Consider the following 21,104-nt stretch of genomic DNA (forward strand, 5'->3'; position numbering starts at 1 on the left):
TAATTGAACATGTTAAAGCTGAACTTTGCCTTGACTTTGAAGGCGGGCATTGGCTACTATTGCATGAATTTCAGCTATTTAAGACATCGCCTCATGACTATGCAACGCATACTGAAGCTGGTTATCCTGGCATTTCCGTTTTCATTCCCCGTCTATGCAGACCGCAACCTTGCTGGTGATGACATCATCGTTCTCAGCGAACCCATACGCGACAGTAGCATTGACCCCTCGATCCAGTTTTCCTCACGCTTGCAGAACGATCCGGTACTGAACTACGTGCCTGAGCTGGCAAGCAGCCAACCTGGCCATTCCGCCGCCGAGCTGGCGCAAGTTTCGACCGATAATCTCTGGCAACGCATACGCAATGGCTATGGCATGCCAGAGGTAGACTCCCCCTACACCGCGACCCATGAAGCCTGGTATGCCGCCCGTCCTGACTATGTAAGACGCATGGTAGAGCGCAGCCAGCGCTATCTGTATCACGTGGTGGTTGAGGTTGAAAAACGCGGCATGCCAACCGAAATTGCACTGTTGCCCATGGTAGAGAGTGCGTTCAATCCACAGGCATATTCCAAAAGCCACGCCTCGGGCATCTGGCAATTCATTCCGTCCACGGGCAAGAATTTTGGGCTCAAGCAGGACTGGTGGGTGGATAGTCGCCGCGATGTGACGGCAGCCACTGATGCCGCATTGACATATCTGCAGAAGCTGCATCTGATGTTTGGCACCTGGGATCTCGCACTCGCGGCCTACAATGCAGGCGAAGGCACTGTCAGCCGAGCGATTGCGCGCAACCGACAGCAAGGCCTGCCCACCGATTACAACAGCCTGCCCCTTCCTCCCGAAACCCGAAATTACGTTCCCAAGCTGCAAGCGGTCAAAAACATCATGACCAACCCCGAACTCTACGGCTTGAACATCCAGACCATCCCCAATCGGCCTTATTTCACCAAAGTCACCGCGCCGCAACAGATTGATGCACACCTTGCTGCCAAGCTGGCCGAAATTTCGTTTGAGGAGTTTTCGTCGCTCAATCCCGAGTACAACCGGCCGGTACTGACTGCGAGCGGCAGCGCGCATGAAATCCTGCTGCCGATAGGCACCGCAGAAACTTTCAAGGCTAATCTGGAGGCTTACGACAAGCCATTGGTCAGCTGGCAGACCTACCACGCCAAACGCGGCGAGCGCATGGCCAATATTGCCCGCAAGTTTGGCATTCCGCTGGCAGAGCTGCGTAACGTGAATGACCTGCCATCGCGCGATAACCTGATCATGGCAAGGCCTCTGCTTGTGCCCATGGACAGCGACAGCAAAACCGACGCCAACATCGTGATGGCCGAGCATGTGGATATCGCCGAGCCTCCTGCTGCTGCAGTGGAAAGCACCCGCATTATTCGCTATAAGGTAACCGGCAAAGACACGCTGCTCAGTATTGCAAAACGCTACAAATTATCCACACAGCAGTTGATGGCACAAAATCAGTTAAAGTCCTCTAAACTGAAACCCGGTCAGATACTGAACGTCGCTTCCGCCCCTGCCCCCATCAGCAAAGCCGTTGTCGCAAGTTCCGCAAACCGCAAGGTTGACGTGAGCAAGGCCAAGCTGATGGCCAGCAAAAAGAAGCAGCGCTACATCGTACAGCGTGGCGATACGCTGGAGAGCATCGCCAGAAAATTCGATATCGCCCGGGATGAGTTGCAGCGCTGGAACAAGATAAGCGGTTCACGCATCGTGCCTGGCGCGATACTCACCGTTGCCAAGCCAGATCAAGCTTGATCCCTTTGTAAGTCCCTTGTTAATGGAAAGGCCGCTTTTGCTTAAACACCTGTCCTTGCGCATGGGCATTCTGGTATCCATCGGCCTGCTGATAACCGCCTGCGGCAAAGCGCCCAGCGGCAATGCCGCTGACTTTGACCAATCCTACCCTCCCAGCTCTGGCGGCACGCTGATTGATGCCACCGCAGGCGAACCCAGTGGGCTTATTCCCATGATTGCAGGTGAAGCGGCGGCTTCAGCCGTCGCCAGCAATATCTTCAACAGCCTGCTTAAGTACGATAAAAATCTCGAACTTCAAGGCGAGCTGGCGCAAAGCTGGAGCGTATCGCCTGATCAGAAAACCATCACCTTCAAGCTCAAGCCTGGGCTCAAATGGGCCGATGGCAAGCCATTGACCAGCGCAGATGTCCTGTTTACATGGAAGCTGGTGACGGATGACAATACCCGCACGCCCTATGGCTCGGATTACAAGCTGGTGATACGCGCCGAAACGCCGGACGCGGCAACCTTCAGAGTGAGCTATGCCAACCCTTATGCGCCCGCGCTGGATTCCTGGGCGGGCTTGCAGATACTGCCGGAACATCTGCTCAAGGGGCAGGATATCAATACCACCTCGTTCCGCTTCAAGCCGGTGGGCAGTCATTACTACAAGCTGGAAGAATGGAAGCCGGGCGAACGTATTTCGCTGGTGCGCAATCCCAATTCAACGCAGGGGCCACCGCGCATTGATCGCCTAGTATCGCGCTTTATTCCGGACCCTGCCGCGCAGTTTCTGGAGTTGCTGGCGGACAATATTGACTCGATGACGCTGAACCCGATTCAGTACTCACGCATCGTGCCTTCGCGGGAAGATCTGAAGCAAAAGCTTGCGCTCTACAAAGAGCTCGGCAACAACTACACTTATCTGGGCTTTAACCTCAAGCACAAGCCTTTTGATGACATCCGTGTCAGGCAGGCCATCAATTACGCTATCGACAAACAGGAACTGATTGATGGTGTATTGTTAGGTATGGGTGAACCCGTGTCCTCCCCTTACAAACCTGGCACGCGCTGGACCAATCCCGACCTGTCACCCTACCCTTACGACCCCAACAAGGCCATTGCGCTCATGAAAGCGGCCGGCTACACCGGGCGCGACAAAGAAGGCTATCTGTTGCGAGATGGCAAACGCCTGAGCTTTGACATTCTGACCAATCAGAACAAGCAACGCGAAATGAGTGCGGTGCTAGTGCAGCGCCGCCTGAAGGAAATTGGCATAGACGCCAATATCCGCGTCATGGAATGGGCAAGCTTCATTGGCCGCTTCATCAAGACTGGAGATTTTGATGTGGTATTGCTGGGATGGGGCCTTTCGCTGGACCCCGATCAATACAGCATATGGCATTCCTCGCAGCAGGCGCCCGGACAATTCAACTTCATCGGCTATAACAACCCGCGTGTGGACAAACTGCTGGAGCAAGGCAGGCTGGAGCTTAATCCGGACAAGCGCATGAAAATCTACCATGAGTTTGCCAGCATCCTGCTCGCCGATAGCCCCATCGTTTACCTGTATGCAGGCTACGGCTTGCCCGCGATCCACAAGCGCGTCAAAGGCATCGATAATCCTGCCCCGCCCGCTGGCATTGGTTATAACTCCTATGACTGGTACATACCTCCGCCATTGCGGCGCAATGAAATCAGCCAATAAGGTGCATGCATGATCCGCTATCTCTTGAAACGCTTGTTCTGGATGGTGCCGCTACTGGTCGGTATCAGCCTGATTTCCTTTTTGATCATGCATCTGGCGCCAGGCGACATCACCAATTCGGAAGCCAGTTTCAATCCCAAGGCCAGTGAAGAGTCTCGGCAAAAGCTGCGCGAGCTATACAATCTGGATAAACCCGTCATCGTGCAATATGGGCTTTGGCTGAAACGCATGGTCAAGCTGGATTTTGGCACTTCCTTCGCCTCACACCAGAAGCCCGTATTCTGGGAAACCAAAGATGCCGAGGGAAATGTCATCAAGGGCATGATCCAGGAAGCACTGCCTATTACCTTATTGATTAACGTCTTGAGCCTCGGCCTGATTATTTTTGCCGCCGTGCCTTTGGGGGTGGTTTCGGCCATTACCCAGAATCGACCACCAGATCGTGCCATTACCCTGTTTGTGTTTATCGGGTTTGCCATTCCCGGCTTCTGGTTGGCACTGATGTTAATGTACTGGACGGGCGTGGTGCATGACTGGCTGCCGATCTCCGGCATACATAGCCTTAATCACGACAAGATGAGCGCCTGGGGGCAATTGTGGGATACGCTGACCCACCTGGCGCTTCCTGTATTTATTTCAGGCCTGAGCGGGCTGGCTGGCATTTCGCTGTTTATCCGAAATGGCATGCTGGATGTGCTGCATCAGGATTACATCACCACAGCACGCGCAAAAGGGCTCTCTGAAAACACCGTGGTGTATCGCCATGCCCTGCGCAATGCCATGCTGCCATTGATCACGATTCTGGGCCTGGCGATTCCCGGGCTGATAGGCGGATCGGTCATTGCCGAATCCATTTTTGCCATTCCCGGAATGGGCAAGCTGTTTTACGATGCCGTTCTCATGCGTGACTTTCCGGTCATTATGGGCATCCTGACCATAGGGTCCGCATTGACGCTATTGGGTAATCTGATCGCAGATCTCGCCTATGCCTGGGCGGATCCTCGCGTGCGACGGGGAGTCATGTAACCATGCCTAACAAATGGCGCCAGGCCTTGCGCAATCCATTGGCTTTAAGTGGCTTCATCATCATTTTCGGCATTCTGCTGTTGGCGATACTGGCACCTTTCATCGCGCCATATGACCCCAACGCCATCGACGTCAAAGCGATTCTCCTCGGGCCTTCCCTGCAACACCCCATGGGGACAGATGGTCTTGGCCGCGATGTGTTCTCGCGCATGTTGTTCGGCGCACGCATTTCCCTGCTGGTGGGCATCGTGGCTGTCGGCATTGCCACTAGTATCGGTATAGTGCTGGGCGCCATCTCAGGGTATTACCGTGGCTGGGTCGACGTTGTCATCATGCGCCTGGTCGATGTCATGCTGTCCATTCCCACGTTTTTCCTCATTCTGGCCGTCATAGCCTTTTTGACACCCTCTATCTGGAACATCATGATCGTCATCGGGCTCACCTCCTGGATGGGGGTCACCCGTCTGGTACGCGCAGAATTCCTCAGTTTGCGGGGGCGTGAATTTGTGATGGCATCGGAAACCCTGGGCGCACGCGACTTCCGCATGATCTTTATCCATATGCTGCCCAATAGTCTGACGCCCATCATGGTGAGCTTCGTACTGGGCGTTGCCAGTGCAGTTCTGGTGGAATCCGGGCTGAGCTTTCTCGGGCTCGGTGTGCAGGCACCACAAGCCTCGTGGGGCAATATCCTCACCGATGGCAAGGAGTACATTCAATTCGCCTGGTGGCTTTCGCTGTTTCCCGGCGTTGCCATCCTGCTCACCGTGTTAGGGTATAATCTGCTCGGCGAAGGCCTGCGCGACGTGCTGGACCCTCGCACAAACAATACTCGATAAAAAATCTGATCCGCATGGTGGCGGCTTATCCCCGGGATACCCGACACCGCTTGGCATGATGCCTGCAGCGATCAGTCTATTCAGTTTATTTCTAAGGATGACACATGGGATTTCTAGCCGGAAAACGTGCCTTGATCGTTGGCTTACTCAGCAATCGCTCCATTGCTTATGGCATTGCTGAAGCGATGAAACGGGAAGGCGCTGAACTTGCCTTCACTTATCAGACCGAAAAATTCGAAGAGCGCGTTGGCAAGCTGGCCGCCGACTTTGATTCAAAGATCGTGCTGCCCTGTGATGTAGCGGATGATGCCCAGATTGATGCCTTGTTCCCTGCGCTGGCCAAACACTGGGATGGCGTGGACATCATCGTCCACTCCGTTGCCTTTGTACCAAAAGTTGCACTGGATGGCGACTACCTGGAATCAGTCACCCGCGAATACTTCCGCATTGCGCACGACATCAGCTCGTACAGCTTTGCCGCACTGGCCAAGGCTGCCATGCCCATGATGGAAGGTCGCAATGCCAGCCTGCTGACCATCAGCTATCTGGGCGCTGAGCGCACCCTGCCCAACTACAACGTCATGGGCGTAGCCAAAGCCAGCCTGGAAGCCAATGTCCGCTACATGGCACAGAGCCTGGGACCTAAAGGCATACGCGTTAATGCGGTATCTGCCGGCCCCATCAAAACGCTGGCTGCATCCGGTATTGCCGGCTTTGACAAAATGATGGGCTTTAACGAGAAGCACGCCCCTCTGCGCCGCAATGTCACCATTGAAGAAGTCGGCAATGCATCCGCGTTCCTGTGCAGCGATCTGGCTTCCGGCATCACCGGCGAGATCACTTACGTCGATGGCGGCATGAATATTACAGCCGCCGGCACCATGGACTAAGTCCTTGTAGGCTTCGTAGTGCAAGAGCTGCAATAAAAAACGCCCGGATTACCGGGCGTTTTTTTCGTCCAAGCATGAGCGCTTCATGCTTGGCTCTGAAATCGATGGCCAACAAAAAAGGCGGGTTACCCCGCCTTTTTTATTATGCCTGATACGACAACAATACCCTACTGGTCGCCAGTTCCGCTACTCAGCAACAACCGGCTATTCACCGTAATCTTGCTCTTGTCTTTCAGAGACTTCACATAAGCAGCAACATATTCAGAAGCCAGGGCTGCTTGCAACTCACGGGCGGATGCCTTATCGGTATCCTCATTCGCTGGAGGAGTATTCACGCCATTCACCTTGATCAGCAGGTAGCCCTTGTTGCTATCGGCCACGCCAGCATAGGCAGGCAGCTTGCTCACATCAATCTTGAACGCATTGTTCATGGCGACATCTGTCAGACCTTGTGCGTTGCTACGGTCAATCGTTACAGGTGGAATCCAGTCCAGCTGTGGTGATTTACCCTGACGCAGATCTGCCAGCGCTGCTTCACCCTTTTTAATCGCCAGCTTCGCAGCCTGCTCTGCTTTCAGCACACCCTCAATACCCGCCTTCACTTCTTCATAAGAACGGGGAGCCGCGGGCTTGTAATCGACAACACGGGCCGAAATCAGGTTATTGGGAGACACTTCCACTGCTTCAGTATTGCGCTTGTCTTTTAATACCTCTTCTGCGAATACCATGTTCATCAGCTTGTCGCTCTTGAAGTACTTGGCACCATCTGCATGGCTGATCCAGTCGGTATGTTGCACTTGCAAACCAAACGCGTCGGCCACGGGTTTCAAGCTAGTCGATTGTTCATAGACCATGTTATTGAAGCTCTCGGCTTGTTCTGCAAACAGTGCAATCGCCTTCTGGTAAAGCAGCTCAGCCTTGATTTGCGGCTTGGCAGCATCGAAGCCTTGCGATTGACCAGTAATTTCGGTCAGCTTGATGATGTGATAACCAAATTCGGATTCCACCAGGTTGCTGATCTCACCAGGCTTCATCGAGAATACGGCATCTTCAAATGGCTTCACCATCATGCCACGACCAAAACTTCCCAAATCCCCACCCTTTTCGGCAGAGCCTGGATCCTTGGAATATTTCTTGGCAAGATCGGCAAACTGATCAGGATGTTGACGCACTTGTGCCAATACTTCCTCAGCCTGCTTTTTCGCCTGCTGCTTGGCTTCAGCGGTCGCACTCACGCCGAAACTGATCAGGATGTGGCTGGCACGACGCTGTTCGTTACCCTGAAATTTGGCAGCGTTTTCGTCGTAGTATTTTTTGACTTCCTCATCCGATACTTGCACTTTCGGAATAAGGTTATTGGATGAAAACAGGACAAACTCAAGCTTGACCTGCTCAGGCACCTTGAACTTGTCTTTGTGCTGATCATAGTAGGCTTTGATCTGGGCTTCATCGACCTTCACCTGGTCAAGAAAATCGGCCGTCTTTATTTCAGCAATCGTTACTTCGCGTTGCTGGTGTTCTGTAGCCAGGGTTTGCTTGCTGATGGGTTCTGGCAGGTAGGCCAGAGCAGCCAGGCCTTCTCTCGCTTGCTGGACAAGCAGATCGGTACGCATGGTGGATTCGAATTGAGAAGGTGTCAGCCGGTTGCTGGTCAGCAAACGGTCATAGGTTTCCTGTGAAAACTTGCCGTTTTCCTGAAACTCGGGAAGCGTAATAATGTGGTCACTCAGGGCAGCGTCGCCAATAGCAAAATGGCTCTTGGTTACGGCATTATTCAGCAGACGATTGATAATCAAACGGTCAAGTATGGATTGCTTGACGTCAGGCTGTTCCAGTACGGATGGATCGGTTTTGCCCTCTGCTTGCAATTGATTACGCAAGCGCTGCATCGAGTTATTGTATTCCTGCACGGAAATCGACTCGCCATCTACCTTGGCAATCGACACACTGGAACCCGCATCTCTCAGATAAGTATCAATACCAACAATGGCAAACGGGATGGTAACTGCAGCGAGGATAAGTTTAGCAAGCCAACTTTTAGAACGCTCACGAATTGCTTCCAACATAACGATACGCCTTATTCTTCAATGACCTTAAACAGCTGCAAGACCTGGGTCTCTCAGCCAATAACTTAATCGGAGAATATACCATACTCGGCATGGCAATGGCGGCTGATGCCACCATAGAAACGCTAGATTAGGAGGGAGTAAATGAAAAAAACGGTGAGCTAAAACAGAGAAGCCCGCGTTTATAAAAACGCGGGCTTTGGATTCTCTGGCGGAGTGGACGGGGCTCGAACCCGCGACCCCCGGCGTGACAGGCCGGTATTCTAACCAACTGAACTACCACTCCTAAAACTTGCGCAGGAGCATGCCTGTGAGCTTGCTATCGCGATGCTGATGATTATATGGTGGGTGCTGACGGGGTCGAACCGCCGACATTCGCCTTGTAAGGGCGACGCTCTACCAACTGAGCTAAGCACCCATTTTGCTCATCAGCAAAGAACGCTAGTTTACAGCATCCTTAAGGGCTTTGCCAGCTCTAAATTTGGGGGAATTGGCAGCCTTGATCTTGATGGTGGTACCGGTACGAGGGTTGCGGCCGTTGCGTGCCGCGCGTTTACCTACATAGAAACTACCGAAGCCGATCAGGGTCACGATGTCCCCTTTTTTCAATGCCTTGGTAACAGCAGCAGTAGTTGCATCCAACGAACGACCTGCCGCAGCTTTGGAGATGCCTGCAGCCTTAGCGATTTCATCAATCAGTTCAGACTTGTTCACGTATAACCCCTTTCGACGATTATTGAATACAGGACCGAATCCCCCTGTGAAATGCTTTATAGCAAGCCGTAAAAGCTTGTGTCAAGCTTTTACGGCAATTGCCTTAGTGGGTTGTGATTGCAGAAACATCCTTGGCAGGCAACTCACCCTTGGTATCAGGCAGGGCCTCAGGCTCTTCCTTGGGTTGAGGTACGCGTTCGAGCGCCAGTTCAAGCACTTGCTCAATCCATTTGACCGGATGAATTTCAAGGCAACTCTTGATGTTTTCAGGTATTTCCACCAGATCTTTCACATTCTGATCGGGGATCAACACTGTCTTGATGCCACCACGATGCGCTGCCAGCAGCTTTTCCTTCAGGCCACCAATCGGCAACACCTCGCCGCGCAGGGTAATTTCACCCGTCATGGCAACATCAGCACGCACCGGAATGCCCGCCAGTATGGAAACCAGCGCGGTGGTAATGGCAATACCTGCACTTGGGCCATCCTTGGGGGTTGCACCTTCAGGCAAGTGAATATGGATGTCGTTCTTTTCGTAGAAGTCTTCCGATATTCCCAATTGCTTGGCACGGCTACGCACCACACTCATGGCCGCCTGAATCGACTCTTGCATCACCTCGCCCAGCTTACCGGTAGTGGTAACTTTACCCTTGCCTGGCAACAGGACAGACTCAATGGTCAGCAATTCGCCGCCCACCTCGGTCCAGGCCAGACCTGTTACCTGCCCTACCTGGTTTTCCTTGGCCGCTACACCATAGTCATAGCGCTGAACCCCAAGGTACTTGTCGAGGTTTTTAGTGCTGACCACAATCTTGCGCGGTGTTTTGAGCTTGCGCGACTTGGCGGTCAATAACTCCTTCACTACCTTGCGGCAGATTTTAGAGATTTCCCTATCCAGACTGCGCACGCCCGCCTCACGGGTGTAATAACGCACGACATCGCGAATCACAGCCTCAGGAACACTGATTTCACTGTCCTGCAAGCCATGGGTCTTGATCTGCTTGGGCAGCAGATAACGCATCGCGATATTGACTTTCTCATCTTCGGTATAGCCAGCCAGACGAATGACTTCCATGCGGTCCAGCAAGGGCGCAGGAATATTGAGCGAGTTGGCCGTAGCGACAAACATCACATCCGACAGGTCATATTCGACCTCGACATAGTGATCCACAAAGGTATGGTTCTGCTCAGGATCCAATACCTCCAGCAAGGCTGAGGATGGATCTCCGCGGAAATCTTGGCCCATCTTGTCCACTTCATCCAGCAGGAACAAAGGATTTTTGACGCCGACCTTCGCCATGCTCTGCAAAACCTTGCCAGGCATAGAGCCGATATAGGTGCGACGATGGCCACGAATCTCGGATTCATCACGTACACCGCCCAGTGCCATACGCACAAATTTGCGGTTCACTGCCTTGGCAATGCTTTGGCCTAGCGAAGTTTTACCCACACCAGGAGGCCCTACCAGGCAAAGAATAGGCGCCTTGAGCTTATCCACGCGCTGTTGCACCGCAAGATACTCAACAATCCGCTCTTTAACCTTATCCAAGCCATAATGATCCGCATCCAGAATATCTTCTGCGGTACCAAGATTCTGGCTGATCTTGGTTTTCTTCTTCCATGGCAGATTCACCAGGGTTTCGATGTAGTTGCGGACCACCGTCGCCTCTGCCGACATAGGCGACATCATCTTGAGCTTCTTCAGCTCAGCGTTGGCTTTAGCGGTGGCTTCCTTGGTCATTTTGGCCGCTTTGATGCGCAGCTCGAGCTCGTCGAGCTCAACGCTCTCATCCTGCTCGCCCAGCTCTTTCTGGATAGCCTTCACCTGTTCATTCAGATAGTACTCACGCTGGCTCTTTTCCATCTGGCGCTTCACGCGGCCACGAATACGCTTCTCGACTTGCAGAATGTCAATTTCAGACTCAAGCAGGCTCAGCAAATGCTCCAGACGTGCAGATACGCTGAACATTTCGAGAATGCGCTGCTTTTCCTCAAGCTTGAGGGTGAGATGGGCGGTAATGGTATCTGCAAGACGACCTGCATCGTCAATGGTTGCCAGTGAAGTCAGAATCTCAGGAGGAATCTTTTTGTTCAGTTTTACGTACTGATCAAACTGGGTAAACACAGTCCGCATCAAAGCCTGGGTTTCGCTGTCATCTTCGGCGTCATTTTCAATGCGCACAGCCTTGGCCGCAAAGCAATCCTGCGTTTCCACAAACTCGGTAACGCGGGCGCGATCAACGCCTTCAACCAGCACCTTGACGGTGCCGTCAGGCAGCTTAAGCATTTGCAGAACCGTAGCAATGGTGCCCACCTCATACAGATCCGCCGCATCTGGCTCGTCTTTGTTGGGGGATTTCTGGGCAACCAGCAAAATTTCTTTGTTATTTTCGGAAGCGAGTTCAAGCGCTCTGACGGACTTGGCCCGACCGACAAACAGGGGGATAACCAGATGAGGATAGACCACCACATCGCGCAGCGGCAGAAGCGGCATCAAACCGGAATCAGCGGAGAAAACTGGCAATTCTTGATCAGTCATTGAGGAAACCTTCAGTGTTGGCCGCGCACAGCAACATACCGTGCGCGTATGTTAGTCAATTGGGGGCGAACACCGGCGCTTCAAGAGCCAGTACGAAAAAAGCATGATGCGAAAGAACGTGAGGCGCGGGAGCAGACAATCGCCTGGCTCCCGCCACCATACCGGCCAGTTAGCTGGCGGATTCTGCAGTCCGAGCTTCCTCGGAGTAAATCATGATGGGAGGATTATTGCCTCGAACGACACCCTCATCGACAACCACTTTGGTGAGGTTGGAAATGGAAGGCAGGTCAAACATGATCTCAAGCAAAGCGTGCTCCATGATGGAGCGCAGGCCACGAGCGCCTGTTTTGCGTTCCAATGCTTTCTTGGAGATCAGGCGCAGAGCAGATTCACGGAACTCGAGTTCCACGCCTTCCATCTTGAACAGCTTGGCATATTGCTTGGTCAGTGCATTCTTGGGCTCAACCAGAATCTTCATCAAGGCGTCTTCGTCCAGCGATTCCAGAGTGGCAATGGCGGGCAAACGGCCAACAAACTCAGGAATCAGCCCAAACTTGATCAGATCTTCCGGTTCAACTTCACGCAATACTTCGCCGACTTCGCGCAGATCATCCTTGCTCTTCACTTCAGCGCCGAAACCAATGCCGCCCTTTTCCGAGCGACGGCGAATGATCTTGTCCAGACCATCAAATGCGCCACCGCAAATGAACAGGATGTTGGTGGTATCCAGCTGCACAAATTCCTGATTGGGATGCTTGCGACCACCTTGTGGAGGAACTGAAGCAACCGTACCTTCGATCAGCTTAAGCAGGGCTTGTTGCACGCCCTCGCCCGATACATCACGGGTGATGGAAGGATTGTCGGATTTACGGGAAATCTTGTCGATTTCATCGATATATACAATACCGCGCTGGGCTTTTTCGATGTCGTAGTCGCATTTTTGCAAAAGTTTTTGCATGATGTTTTCAACATCTTCGCCCACATAGCCTGCTTCGGTCAGCGTGGTGGCATCAGCCATGACAAACGGCACATCCAGAAGACGTGCGAGAGTCTGAGCCAGCAAGGTTTTACCCGAGCCTGTTGGGCCAATGACCAGAATGTTACTCTTGGCAATCTCAACCTCATCCTTGTCTTTGGTCGCGGACTGGTCCAGACGCTTGTAGTGGTTGTATACCGCTACTGCCAGGTTTTTCTTGGCCTGGGTTTGACCGATAACGTACTGGTCAAGGATATTGCAGATTTCTTTGGGAGTAGGCAGGTCGCCATTAGGCTTCAGGCCGCTGTCGCCCTGCACTTCTTCACGAATGATGTCATTGCAAAGATCCACGCACTCATCGCAGATGAATACGGATGGACCGGCAATCAGCTTTCTGACTTCGTGCTGGCTTTTACCGCAGAACGAGCAATATAGTAACTTTTCGCCTTCGGCTTCTTTAGTCATGAAACTATCCTAATCTGAAACGCACGACACCATCTTAAGCGGCATCAGTACGACTTGCAATCACCTTGTCGACCAAGCCGTAGTTGACGGACTGTTGCGCGCTCATAAAATTATCACGATCCGTATCGCGCTCGATAACATCGACTGGCTGACCAGTGTGGCTGGCAAGAATCAGGTTGAGCTTTTCACGCAGGTAAAGAATCTCTTTGGCGTGAATTTCGATATCGGAGGCCTGGCCTTGGAAACCGCCAAGGGGCTGGTGAATCATCACGCGCGAGTTGGGCAGGCAAAAACGCTTGTCTTTAGCGCCTGCCGTCAGCAACAAGGCACCCATGCTGGCAGCCTGACCGATACAAAGCGTACTTACATCCGGCTTGATGAACTGCATGGTGTCGTAAATGGCCATGCCTGCCGTGACTGAGCCGCCAGGGGAATTGATGTAGAGCGAGATATCCTTGTCTGGATTTTCCGCTTCCAGAAACAGCAATTGCGCGACCACCAGGTTGGCAGTCATGTCATTCACCGGCCCTACCAGAAAAATCACACGCTCGCGCAACAAGCGGGAGTAGATGTCGTATGCACGCTCACCACGCCCACTTTGCTCGATCACCATGGGGATATACCCCAGGCCTTGCGGTTCCCACTGACTTTGCATGCTCATTAAGCATTCCCCATCAAATCGTCAAATTTAACCTTCTTGTCGCTCACTTTGGCAGACTGCAATACCCAGTTAACCACGTTTTCTTCGGTAGCCAAAGAAGCTGGCTCATCCAGACGCTTGGGATCATCGTAGTACCAACGAACGACATCTTCAGGACGCTCAAAGCTCTGCGCAAACTGATCAACCATGGCACGCACTTGCTCGGCATTGGCCTGCAATGAATTCTTGTTCACCAGCTCAGACAGGATAAGACGCAGACTGGCGTTACGCTTGGCTTGCTCTTCAAACATGGCAGGATCAAGGGTAACCGTGCTCACATCCACACCACGCTGTTGCAGATTGTTCTGGGTAGCCTGCATGACGCGATTGGTTTCTGCTTCAATAATCGCTTTCGGCAATTCAAGCGCTACATTCTCGATCAGCGCCTGGAATACTTGCTCTTTCACCTTGGCACGCACGCGCTTGGCAACTTCCTGCTCCAGGCTTTGCTTGATTTCAGCCTTCATCTTTTCAACATCGCCATCTTCCACACCCAGACCACGGGCGAAGTCAGCATCCAACTCAGGCAGCTTGGCTTGTTGAACAGTATTGAACGTCACTTCATAAGTGACCGTCTTGCCAGCCAATTGTTCCGGCTTGTGGTCTGCTGGATAGGAAATATCAAATGTTTTCTGGCTGCCCACCTTGTTACCGATCAGTTGATCGTCGAACTCAGCCACGCGGCCACCTTCACCCAGGATCAGGTCCAGGCCCTGCTCAGAAGTACGCTCGACTTCATTGCCATCAATCAGGGCACGCAGCGCGATATTCACTTTATCGCCCTTTTTGGAAGCACGCTTCACTGGCTCGTAAGTAGCACGCTGCTTGAGCAGAACATCCGTAGTTTTTTTGACATCGGCTTCACCGATTTCAAGAACAGGACGTTCGATTTTGACCTTGCTCAAGTCACCAATTTCAAATTCAGGGAACACTTCAAAGGTAGCCACATACTCAAAATGCTCACCACCTTCGGATTGCTTGGGCTCAATATTTGGGTAGCCGGCAACACGCAGCTTATTCTCTTGAACAGCCTCGGTAAATGTGCGCTCAACGGCACCCGAAAACACCTCATCGCGCACCTGGGCACCGTATTGCTGATAAACCAGCTTCATTGGCACCTTGCCTGGGCGGAAACCTGGCAGCTTGGCGGTTCTGGCCAAACGATTGATCCGCTGAGTCACTTCTTCCTCGATAGGCTTCAGTGGCACCGAAACGGTAATGCGGCGCTCGAGATTGCTGATGGTTTCAACGGTTGCTGCCATGCTGTATTCCTTAAAAACTAAAGAAGTTGTCTGGTGCGAAAGGAGAGACTCGAACTCTCACGCCTTGCGGCGCTGGAACCTAAATCCAGTGCGTCTACCAATTCCGCCACTTTCGCCTGTGTCAAAATGCATGCTTAAGTCATTAAAAAACATGCACTTATTTGGTAATCTTGGGCTTAACCCCCACCTGTATACTTATAACACCTGTGTCAAATTTGTGCATGTAAAAGACACAAAATAGACACACTTACTACTTACGATTACCACTGCGCCTCTTATCAAATACTGAGGCTGTCTTAGCGTTTTCCTCGGAGGACAACTTGGCATAGATCAAGGTGGTATTGATGTCCTTATGCCTCATGTACTCTTGGACCCGCTTTAGGTCCACTCCACTTTGAACCAAGCGACTAGCGCAGGTGTGTCTCATTGTGTGTAGGACTAGCTCGTGGTCATCGGCGTACCCTAGGTGTCGCTTGGCTGTCTGAAAGCGGCTTAAAGCTCCCCATCTAGACACCCCCTCGAACGGCGGGACTCCGATTTTATAACGCCGTAGGAATATCTGCAAAGCATATTCTGACAGCGGCTGGTACTCCTCTTCCCCGCTTTTGGTGATTCCTAGGTACAACCTCCGCTCATTGATATGAACGTCTGTGTCCTTGAGCCTGAGGATTTCAGATACACGGCATCCTGTCTCTAGCAATACTTCGATCAGGTCTACCATGTCGTGGTCCCCTTGCTTACGAAACCATTCAAGGAAGGGTAACTCTTCATCGTCCTTAAGCCAGCGCATTCTCCCACGCCCGACCTTCAGCAGAGGAACCTTGGGTATCTTCTCGATCACTTCCCAATCATCCCTAGCCGTCTTCAGGATAGTCGATATGACCGCCATAGAACGATTAATGGTGCCATCGGTATACTCGTCCTCACGCATCTCCCCTATCACCTCCCACAAGCGGGAGCGGGTAATCTCAGAGAGCTTGGTGCTGCCCTTGAGATACTTCTTGAATCGGTTGTAATTGTGAATGACGCTAAACCAAGAGCGTTGCTTCTCCCACCGCTGGGCCATGACCTTATCGAATGCTGCATCTAGGGTCATATTCCCGCTCTGGTTACGGTCAATCCATCGACCCTCCCATAGCTCGGTAGAGATTTTGTCATGTAGCTTCTGTGCCAGAACCTTATCAGCCGTCTTTGATGATTGCCTGAGCTTAGAGCCGTCGGGCTTCATCAAGTGAATCTGCCAGATTCCGTTACGTAAGACTAACATGGGTACCTCCTTCTACTTGCTGTTGAAAAACCTCCTTCTCTCTTGTTGATTGAGTGAAATACAACCTTGTAACTTGCTACCTTCGATTGTATTCAATTTCAAACCCACCAGCGCCACTAGACATCAAAAAAAGGCCCCTCAAGGATTGCTCCAAGAGAGGCCGTGGTTTACTGCTCGATGCCGTACAGGTCTAGGATTGGTTGCCCACCTAAAGCCCTACCGCCGTTCTCAATATTCTTGAGATAGCGTTCCTTCAGGCCGGGAAACTCCTCTAACATCATAAGCATCCCAACTTGCTTTGCCTTTGCATAAAGGGTCTTGATGATTAATGTCTTACTGCCTTCATACTCTTCTGCATCATCTGAGAGGTCCAGGTACTCCGGCGTCTGCACATAGTCAGTGAGGTAGTCCTTGAAGCCTTTCCCTTCAAATACCTTTGCCTCATTCCCTGCCAGAGCCAAATAGCGGTCGTACTGCTCATGGGTTAGGTCTAAGGATGGTCTACCATTACCTCCGCCGATTGCTCTAGGGGGAAGCTGTAAGTCCACGTTGAGCCGCGCAATCTCCTGTGCTGCGGGATTGTCGGACTCTACCGAGGTGTAGATTGGGGAAGCCATGTCAGGCCCTAAGCCCCCTCCGTACACTACAGGCTCGCCAAAGACATTCCGGCGTGGCGGCAGGTCCTTGCTAAAGCCAGGTACAGAGTTCTTCAAGGTGTCCATCAGGTCCCACACTTCACGCACTGTTGGGTCGTCTTCCCGGCGAGCGGTACGGACGGCTGAAGAGAACGGAATGAAGGAAGCTGCTTGGCGATCAAGGTACCGGGCCAGTGGGTCGCTGGTACCCAGGCGGCGAGCGGACTCAATCGCAGTGAACAACTCCGAGACTGAGCTGAGGTAGGACTTGGACAGCAGGTTGTTGGACAAGGCCGTAATCATGGCTGCTGCTGTATCGTTGCTCTTGTCCTGAGATATGTTCCCCGACAATGCCGTAAAGTCAGCAGCTAGGCCCATCATCATGCCCAGCGGGTCAAGCTTATTGAACGAGTAGTACGTGTCGCCGATCTTGACTGAGTAGGCTTGTTGTCCTGCTAGCTTCTCGGCTGTAGCGTTCTGCTCCAAGCCTCCCACAATGACACCTTCAGAGGCGAGCTGAGCGGCCATAGCGTAGATTGCTCCACCTATCGCGGTCTTAGCTACAGCGGTATCACGCCTTACGCCACCAGCCTTGTAGTCCTCCATCACTTGCTTGTTAAGGCGATTCAGCACGGGGGTACGCTCCCATACGTAGTTCATGATATTGGCCGGGGTGCGGATGAAGGGGAATATATAGCGTGCCCCAGGTATCTTAGAGACAGCCATTTGTACCGCCTTACCGCCGTCCCCTAGGCTGTTCGTGAAGGTACCCTTACGGGCAGCATCCAGCGCCATAGCGGATAACGGGTCGCCATTCAAGGGCGCCTCTCGGTTAGTTACAAGCTCCCCGATACGGTCAATGACAGCTTGCCCTTCAAGTCCCTCTGAGCGTGCTTGGCGGTACGCCTGAGCCTTCAATTCGCCTTGGTAGTGCATGGCCTTGAAGACTTCATCGGTAGTCGTCAGGACGCGACCAGGGGTACGCACGAGGGTACCTAGAACATCGGCCACGGAGGCATACCAAGCGTTAACGTCCAGGCCTAAGCCTTCAGCCGATATGGCCGGAGTCTGGAGCTGGAACTCCTTGGTACCGTACAGCGCGTTGTCCATGATTGGCGTGTCATAGGCGAATGCCTTATAGGCGTTGCCAAACTCCCCCTCTGCTGTCTTGAGGATGTCCTTAGCGGTCCCTAGGTTGCCGGTGAGTGCTTGGCCGGTGGCCTGAGTCAGCGCCTTGATGCCCTCCCCTGTAATGGAGAACACATCCTTGAGGCCTGAGACCATACCGAAGAGTTGAGCCTGAAGCTCTCCCAGCTCTACACGATCCTGTGCCCCGCCACGGAATACCTTACCTACAGCAGCGGTAGTGCCCCGCTCAGCTACAGACATAAGGCCTACCAAGGTGTTGCCTAAAGCGTTGGTTGCATGTGTTGCTGGGCCAGACAGTACCCCGTTTACCCACATTTCAAATACAGCATCTTGGGTACGGGCCATGGCACCCTTGCGGGTCATAGCTGCAATCTTGGCTGGGTCTGTAGTGGAGGCCAGCTTCTTGGCAAACTCAAGGTTCACTTCACGCCCACCTAAAGAACTCAGGAGGTCGTCCACTTCATTCAACACTAGGCCGGAGGCTTTGGATTGAATACGCATGGCTGACAGTGCACGGGCTACTTCTGTCTGTACGCCCTTCATTTGCGCTTGGATGGTGCTATGCAGCATGACTTGCTTACGGAAAGCCAGGAGCGCCATAGAGTCACCTGAAGCTGCACTTGAAGCCAGCTCAGCGGTTCTCTTAGCGGACGCTGCCAGGAGTGCCCGGTTAGCGGTAACGCGCCCGGACAGGTTGGCGGTATCCCCATAGAGTTCCTTGAGGGACTTGGTGCTGGTTCCTAGAGTGTCGGCCAGCTCCTGTATCTGCTCAAAGGATTGGGTACCACCCTTGGCAAGGTTTATCTCTTTCTCGAATACCTTGCTGGTGGCGTCGATAAGGTTCTGCACATCCTCGGCAGAATCCATCCGGTCGAAGTTGAAGTCCGAAGGGTCTACCTTATCGGCCAAGTCCTTCAGGGTACCGGACTGCGCGGCGTCCATCAGCTCAGTGACCTTGGCTTGGCTGATCTTAGGGGCAGCTTTGCGGATTACCGGGGCAATGGAAGCGTACTCAGGCTGGGCCAGCTTCTTAGCTATAGGGTCGTATTCCTTAGGCTTCGGAGCTGGTGTAGGTTCGGCTTGAGGCGCTTCTGCCTTGGGCTGGGCTTCAGGTGTTACTTCAGGCTCAGCTTTGGGCGTACCTTCAACATCAACTTCAGGTGTTTCCTTAGGCTGTACCCCAGCGTCGTACTCGGCTTGCATCTTAGCGGCCAGCGCATCATCTGCGGCCATGTCTGCTTCGTCGGTACTTGCGGCTACTGGAGGTTCTGCCTCAGCCTTCTTGAAGCCTTGCAGCTCGTCAATCTGATCTGATAGGGATTGCTCCCCCTGTGCGCCCATGGGTGTATCTAGGCCTTCCCGCGTCTGCAATCGACTCAGGAAGCTATCATCGCCCTTGGCCTTGAAGTAGGCTCGGGTTGCCTTAAAGCCTTTGATAAGGCCCTCTGCTGCAAGCCCTAGGCCCATGCCCTCAATGGCGTTCTTAAAGCGGCCTTCGGCATTGCTATCGGTCGGGTCAGCGGCGAGGTACTTGAATACCTCTTGACCTACGATAGGGTTGCCATCGGTGAACTCAAGGACGAGATTGGAGAGCCGGGCCTCGTGCGGGTCAAAGCCTGAGAAGTCAGCGGCTGCACCAGCGGCCATGCCTTTTACAGCGGTACCCAGCTTTGTTACAGCCAGGGCCTTGTTAGCCCCAATGAACTCAGGGATGAACTGGAAGACTGACCGGCCCATCTTGCCAGCGGTGGTCTGGTTCTGAGGTACCTCGGGGAGTGCGTCCCCTTGGAAGCCTAGAGCTTGGCCTGTGGCTGGTGGAGTGCTGCGGTCGCCTACACGGAGGTCAATCAGGTTAGTGTTGAGCCATGTGGCAGCTTCATCAATCGTATGGGCTACTTCGGTGATGCCGTCACGGACACCTCCAGCTACAGCTTTAACGGCTTCGCCAGCTACGCTGGGAGTAGGCTGGGAGTCAGCTTCTTCCATTGCTGCAAGTTCTTCGAGCCTTCTAATCATTTCTTCGCGGCTGGGCTTTAAACGCTCGGTTGAAGAGCTTTGTAGGTCCTGCGTAATTAAATCATCCATTAGAATTTTCCTTCTATTGAGACTTAGCCGAATCTTTGGCTATCTTATATGAGGTGTACCCCTGCACTCCTGCTGCGCCTATCTGAAGCCCTGTACCTATCAGGGATGGGCGCTTGATAGTGTTCATCTGAGACTGAGCGCCTGAGGCAATGCCCTTGGCTTCTAGCTGCGCTTGCTTAAGGGAAGCCTTACGGTTGCTCTCTATGGAGGCCATGTCCGCACCTTCATTGAAGTAGCTCTCATTCATTACTCGGTCTTGAGAGTTACCCATAAGGCCTGATTCCCCTTGGATGGCTTTAAGCCTACCCCGCTCAATCGTGGCCTCTCGGGCACGGGCTGACATTTCATCAATGGCTTGCTTAGAGATTTGCTGTTGCTGCTCTGCGTTAGTCTCTAGCTGAAGCTTGGCGCTGTCCTCGATAGCGTCAGACTGAGCCTTAGCTGCTTGTGTACCCTGTACATAAGTGAGTCCGGCTTGAGCTGCCGACATAGCCGCAATAGCTAGTGCTGCCGTGGTTGGTTCACACATTATTTACGCTCCTTGGTGAATGGGATTAACTTAACTTGGCGGGGACTGTATTCAATAGACGCCTCTCCCAGCTTGAAGCCCAGCTTCTGGACAAGCCCTATGCCCTCCTCATGCCTGGCATCAATGAAGTTGTATAACCGGGGGTACAAGGTAAGCATTGCCTTCACGATCTCACGGCAATCCTTAAGGACACTTTGAGTGTCAGCATAGAAGGAATCCGTACCCACTATCCAAGGGATAGCTTGCCTCTTCTGATTGGGTACAGGCACTAGCCCCAGGAGCGCTATAAGCTGCCCTGAGGCTGTCTTTAAGGACCAGCCATAGGCAGATACCTCAAAGGAATCTAGAAGCGATTCTAGCGGCTGCTTCCCGCTGGTTACCTTGATTGCCTGAGCGTCCATAGAGCTGATGCTTGAGGCCATGGCTAGGATGTCTTCATGGCTCATGATGGTGATTTGTGTATGTATCATAGTGATTGTGTCTTTCTGTGTTATTGGGA

Annotated in this window: 15 protein-coding genes and 3 tRNA genes; 5 read left to right on the forward strand and 13 right to left on the reverse strand. The window is 52.8% G+C overall.

Going from position 1 to position 21,104, the window contains the following annotated elements:
• Positions 1-9: 9 nt before the first annotated feature.
• The 5 genes from MPQ_RS07475 to MPQ_RS07495 all read left to right on the forward strand — a co-directional run bounded on the left by MPQ_RS07475 (position 10) and on the right by MPQ_RS07495 (position 6,218).
• Positions 10-1,776, forward strand: coding sequence for a LysM peptidoglycan-binding domain-containing protein (locus tag MPQ_RS07475; RefSeq protein WP_013442308.1), 1,767 nt, complete (start codon positions 10-12; stop codon positions 1,774-1,776).
• A 61-nt stretch (positions 1,777-1,837) separates the two neighbouring features.
• Positions 1,838-3,463, forward strand: coding sequence for a peptide-binding protein (locus MPQ_RS07480; protein ID WP_041362161.1), 1,626 nt, complete (start codon positions 1,838-1,840; stop codon positions 3,461-3,463).
• Between the two features lie 9 nt (positions 3,464-3,472).
• Positions 3,473-4,489, forward strand: coding sequence for an ABC transporter permease (locus tag MPQ_RS07485; protein WP_013442310.1), 1,017 nt, complete (start codon positions 3,473-3,475; stop codon positions 4,487-4,489).
• 2 nt (positions 4,490-4,491) lie between these two features.
• The gene (locus MPQ_RS07490) at positions 4,492-5,328 is read left to right on the forward strand and encodes an ABC transporter permease (RefSeq protein WP_013442311.1); all 837 of its coding nucleotides are present in this window, start codon (positions 4,492-4,494) and stop codon (positions 5,326-5,328) included.
• A 104-nt stretch (positions 5,329-5,432) separates the two neighbouring features.
• On the forward strand, positions 5,433-6,218 hold the full coding sequence (locus MPQ_RS07495) for an enoyl-ACP reductase (RefSeq protein ID WP_013442312.1): 786 nt from the start codon (positions 5,433-5,435) through the stop codon (positions 6,216-6,218).
• A gap of 167 nt (positions 6,219-6,385) precedes the next feature.
• On the opposite strand, the gene MPQ_RS07500 is transcribed toward MPQ_RS07495, so the two are convergent.
• From MPQ_RS07500 to MPQ_RS07560, 13 genes are all read right to left on the reverse strand, one after another.
• Positions 6,386-8,284 carry a SurA N-terminal domain-containing protein gene (locus MPQ_RS07500; protein ID WP_013442313.1) on the reverse strand — a complete coding sequence of 633 codons (1,899 nt, stop codon included), beginning with the start codon at positions 8,282-8,284 and terminating at the stop codon, positions 6,386-6,388.
• 209 nt (positions 8,285-8,493) lie between these two features.
• Positions 8,494-8,570 (reverse strand) — tRNA-Asp (locus MPQ_RS07505).
• A 56-nt stretch (positions 8,571-8,626) separates the two neighbouring features.
• A tRNA-Val gene (locus MPQ_RS07510) sits at positions 8,627-8,702 on the reverse strand.
• A gap of 23 nt (positions 8,703-8,725) precedes the next feature.
• Positions 8,726-8,998, reverse strand: coding sequence for an HU family DNA-binding protein (locus tag MPQ_RS07515; protein WP_013442314.1), 273 nt, complete (start codon positions 8,996-8,998; stop codon positions 8,726-8,728).
• A 103-nt stretch (positions 8,999-9,101) separates the two neighbouring features.
• Positions 9,102-11,537 (reverse strand): endopeptidase La, encoded by a 2,436-nt coding sequence (lon, locus tag MPQ_RS07520; protein ID WP_013442315.1) that lies wholly within the window; start codon positions 11,535-11,537, stop codon positions 9,102-9,104.
• A 169-nt stretch (positions 11,538-11,706) separates the two neighbouring features.
• Positions 11,707-12,978 (reverse strand): ATP-dependent Clp protease ATP-binding subunit ClpX, encoded by a 1,272-nt coding sequence (gene clpX / locus MPQ_RS07525; RefSeq protein ID WP_013442316.1) that lies wholly within the window; start codon positions 12,976-12,978, stop codon positions 11,707-11,709.
• A 34-nt stretch (positions 12,979-13,012) separates the two neighbouring features.
• Positions 13,013-13,639, reverse strand: a complete 627-nt coding sequence (gene clpP / locus MPQ_RS07530; RefSeq protein WP_013442317.1) for an ATP-dependent Clp endopeptidase proteolytic subunit ClpP — start codon at positions 13,637-13,639, stop codon at positions 13,013-13,015.
• Entirely contained in the window at positions 13,639-14,940 is a 1,302-nt protein-coding gene (tig, locus tag MPQ_RS07535) for a trigger factor (protein ID WP_013442318.1), read from the reverse strand. The genes clpP and tig overlap by 1 nt, the downstream gene beginning before the upstream one ends.
• Before the next feature lie 31 nt (positions 14,941-14,971).
• A tRNA-Leu gene (locus tag MPQ_RS07540) sits at positions 14,972-15,056 on the reverse strand.
• Positions 15,057-15,190: 134 nt separating this feature from the next.
• Positions 15,191-16,207, reverse strand: a complete 1,017-nt coding sequence (locus MPQ_RS07545) for a site-specific integrase (protein ID WP_013442319.1) — start codon at positions 16,205-16,207, stop codon at positions 15,191-15,193.
• A gap of 167 nt (positions 16,208-16,374) precedes the next feature.
• Positions 16,375-20,076, reverse strand: coding sequence for a hypothetical protein (locus MPQ_RS07550; protein ID WP_013442320.1), 3,702 nt, complete (start codon positions 20,074-20,076; stop codon positions 16,375-16,377).
• Positions 20,077-20,089: 13 nt separating this feature from the next.
• Entirely contained in the window at positions 20,090-20,605 is a 516-nt protein-coding gene (locus tag MPQ_RS07555) for a hypothetical protein (protein ID WP_041362164.1), read from the reverse strand.
• Positions 20,605-21,075 (reverse strand): hypothetical protein, encoded by a 471-nt coding sequence (locus MPQ_RS07560; RefSeq protein ID WP_015830154.1) that lies wholly within the window; start codon positions 21,073-21,075, stop codon positions 20,605-20,607. The genes MPQ_RS07555 and MPQ_RS07560 overlap by 1 nt, the downstream gene beginning before the upstream one ends.
• Between the last annotated feature and the right edge of the window lie 29 nt (positions 21,076-21,104).

Origin of the sequence: Methylovorus sp. MP688 (genome assembly GCF_000183115.1) — a bacterium.
GTDB lineage: Bacteria > Pseudomonadota > Gammaproteobacteria > Burkholderiales > Methylophilaceae > Methylovorus > Methylovorus glucosotrophus.

Excerpts from the sequence above, each read along its gene's own strand:
- MPQ_RS07500 (WP_013442313.1), bottom strand. The coding sequence starts at position 8,284 with ATGTTGGAAGCAATTCGTGAGCGTTCTAAAAGTTGGCTTGCTAAACTT.
- MPQ_RS07545 (WP_013442319.1), bottom strand. The coding sequence starts at position 16,207 with ATGTTAGTCTTACGTAACGGAATCTGGCAGATTCACTTGATGAAGCCC.
- clpP (WP_013442317.1), bottom strand. The coding sequence starts at position 13,639 with ATGAGCATGCAAAGTCAGTGGGAACCGCAAGGCCTGGGGTATATCCCC.
- MPQ_RS07560 (WP_015830154.1), bottom strand. The coding sequence starts at position 21,075 with ATGATACATACACAAATCACCATCATGAGCCATGAAGACATCCTAGCC.
- tig (WP_013442318.1), bottom strand. The coding sequence starts at position 14,940 with ATGGCAGCAACCGTTGAAACCATCAGCAATCTCGAGCGCCGCATTACC.
- MPQ_RS07490 (WP_013442311.1), top strand. The coding sequence starts at position 4,492 with ATGCCTAACAAATGGCGCCAGGCCTTGCGCAATCCATTGGCTTTAAGT.
- MPQ_RS07495 (WP_013442312.1), top strand. The coding sequence starts at position 5,433 with ATGGGATTTCTAGCCGGAAAACGTGCCTTGATCGTTGGCTTACTCAGC.
- MPQ_RS07480 (WP_041362161.1), top strand. The coding sequence starts at position 1,838 with ATGGGCATTCTGGTATCCATCGGCCTGCTGATAACCGCCTGCGGCAAA.
- MPQ_RS07550 (WP_013442320.1), bottom strand. The coding sequence starts at position 20,076 with ATGGATGATTTAATTACGCAGGACCTACAAAGCTCTTCAACCGAGCGT.
- lon (WP_013442315.1), bottom strand. The coding sequence starts at position 11,537 with ATGACTGATCAAGAATTGCCAGTTTTCTCCGCTGATTCCGGTTTGATG.
- MPQ_RS07555 (WP_041362164.1), bottom strand. The coding sequence starts at position 20,605 with ATGTGTGAACCAACCACGGCAGCACTAGCTATTGCGGCTATGTCGGCA.
- clpX (WP_013442316.1), bottom strand. The coding sequence starts at position 12,978 with ATGACTAAAGAAGCCGAAGGCGAAAAGTTACTATATTGCTCGTTCTGC.
- MPQ_RS07485 (WP_013442310.1), top strand. The coding sequence starts at position 3,473 with ATGATCCGCTATCTCTTGAAACGCTTGTTCTGGATGGTGCCGCTACTG.
- MPQ_RS07475 (WP_013442308.1), top strand. The coding sequence starts at position 10 with ATGTTAAAGCTGAACTTTGCCTTGACTTTGAAGGCGGGCATTGGCTAC.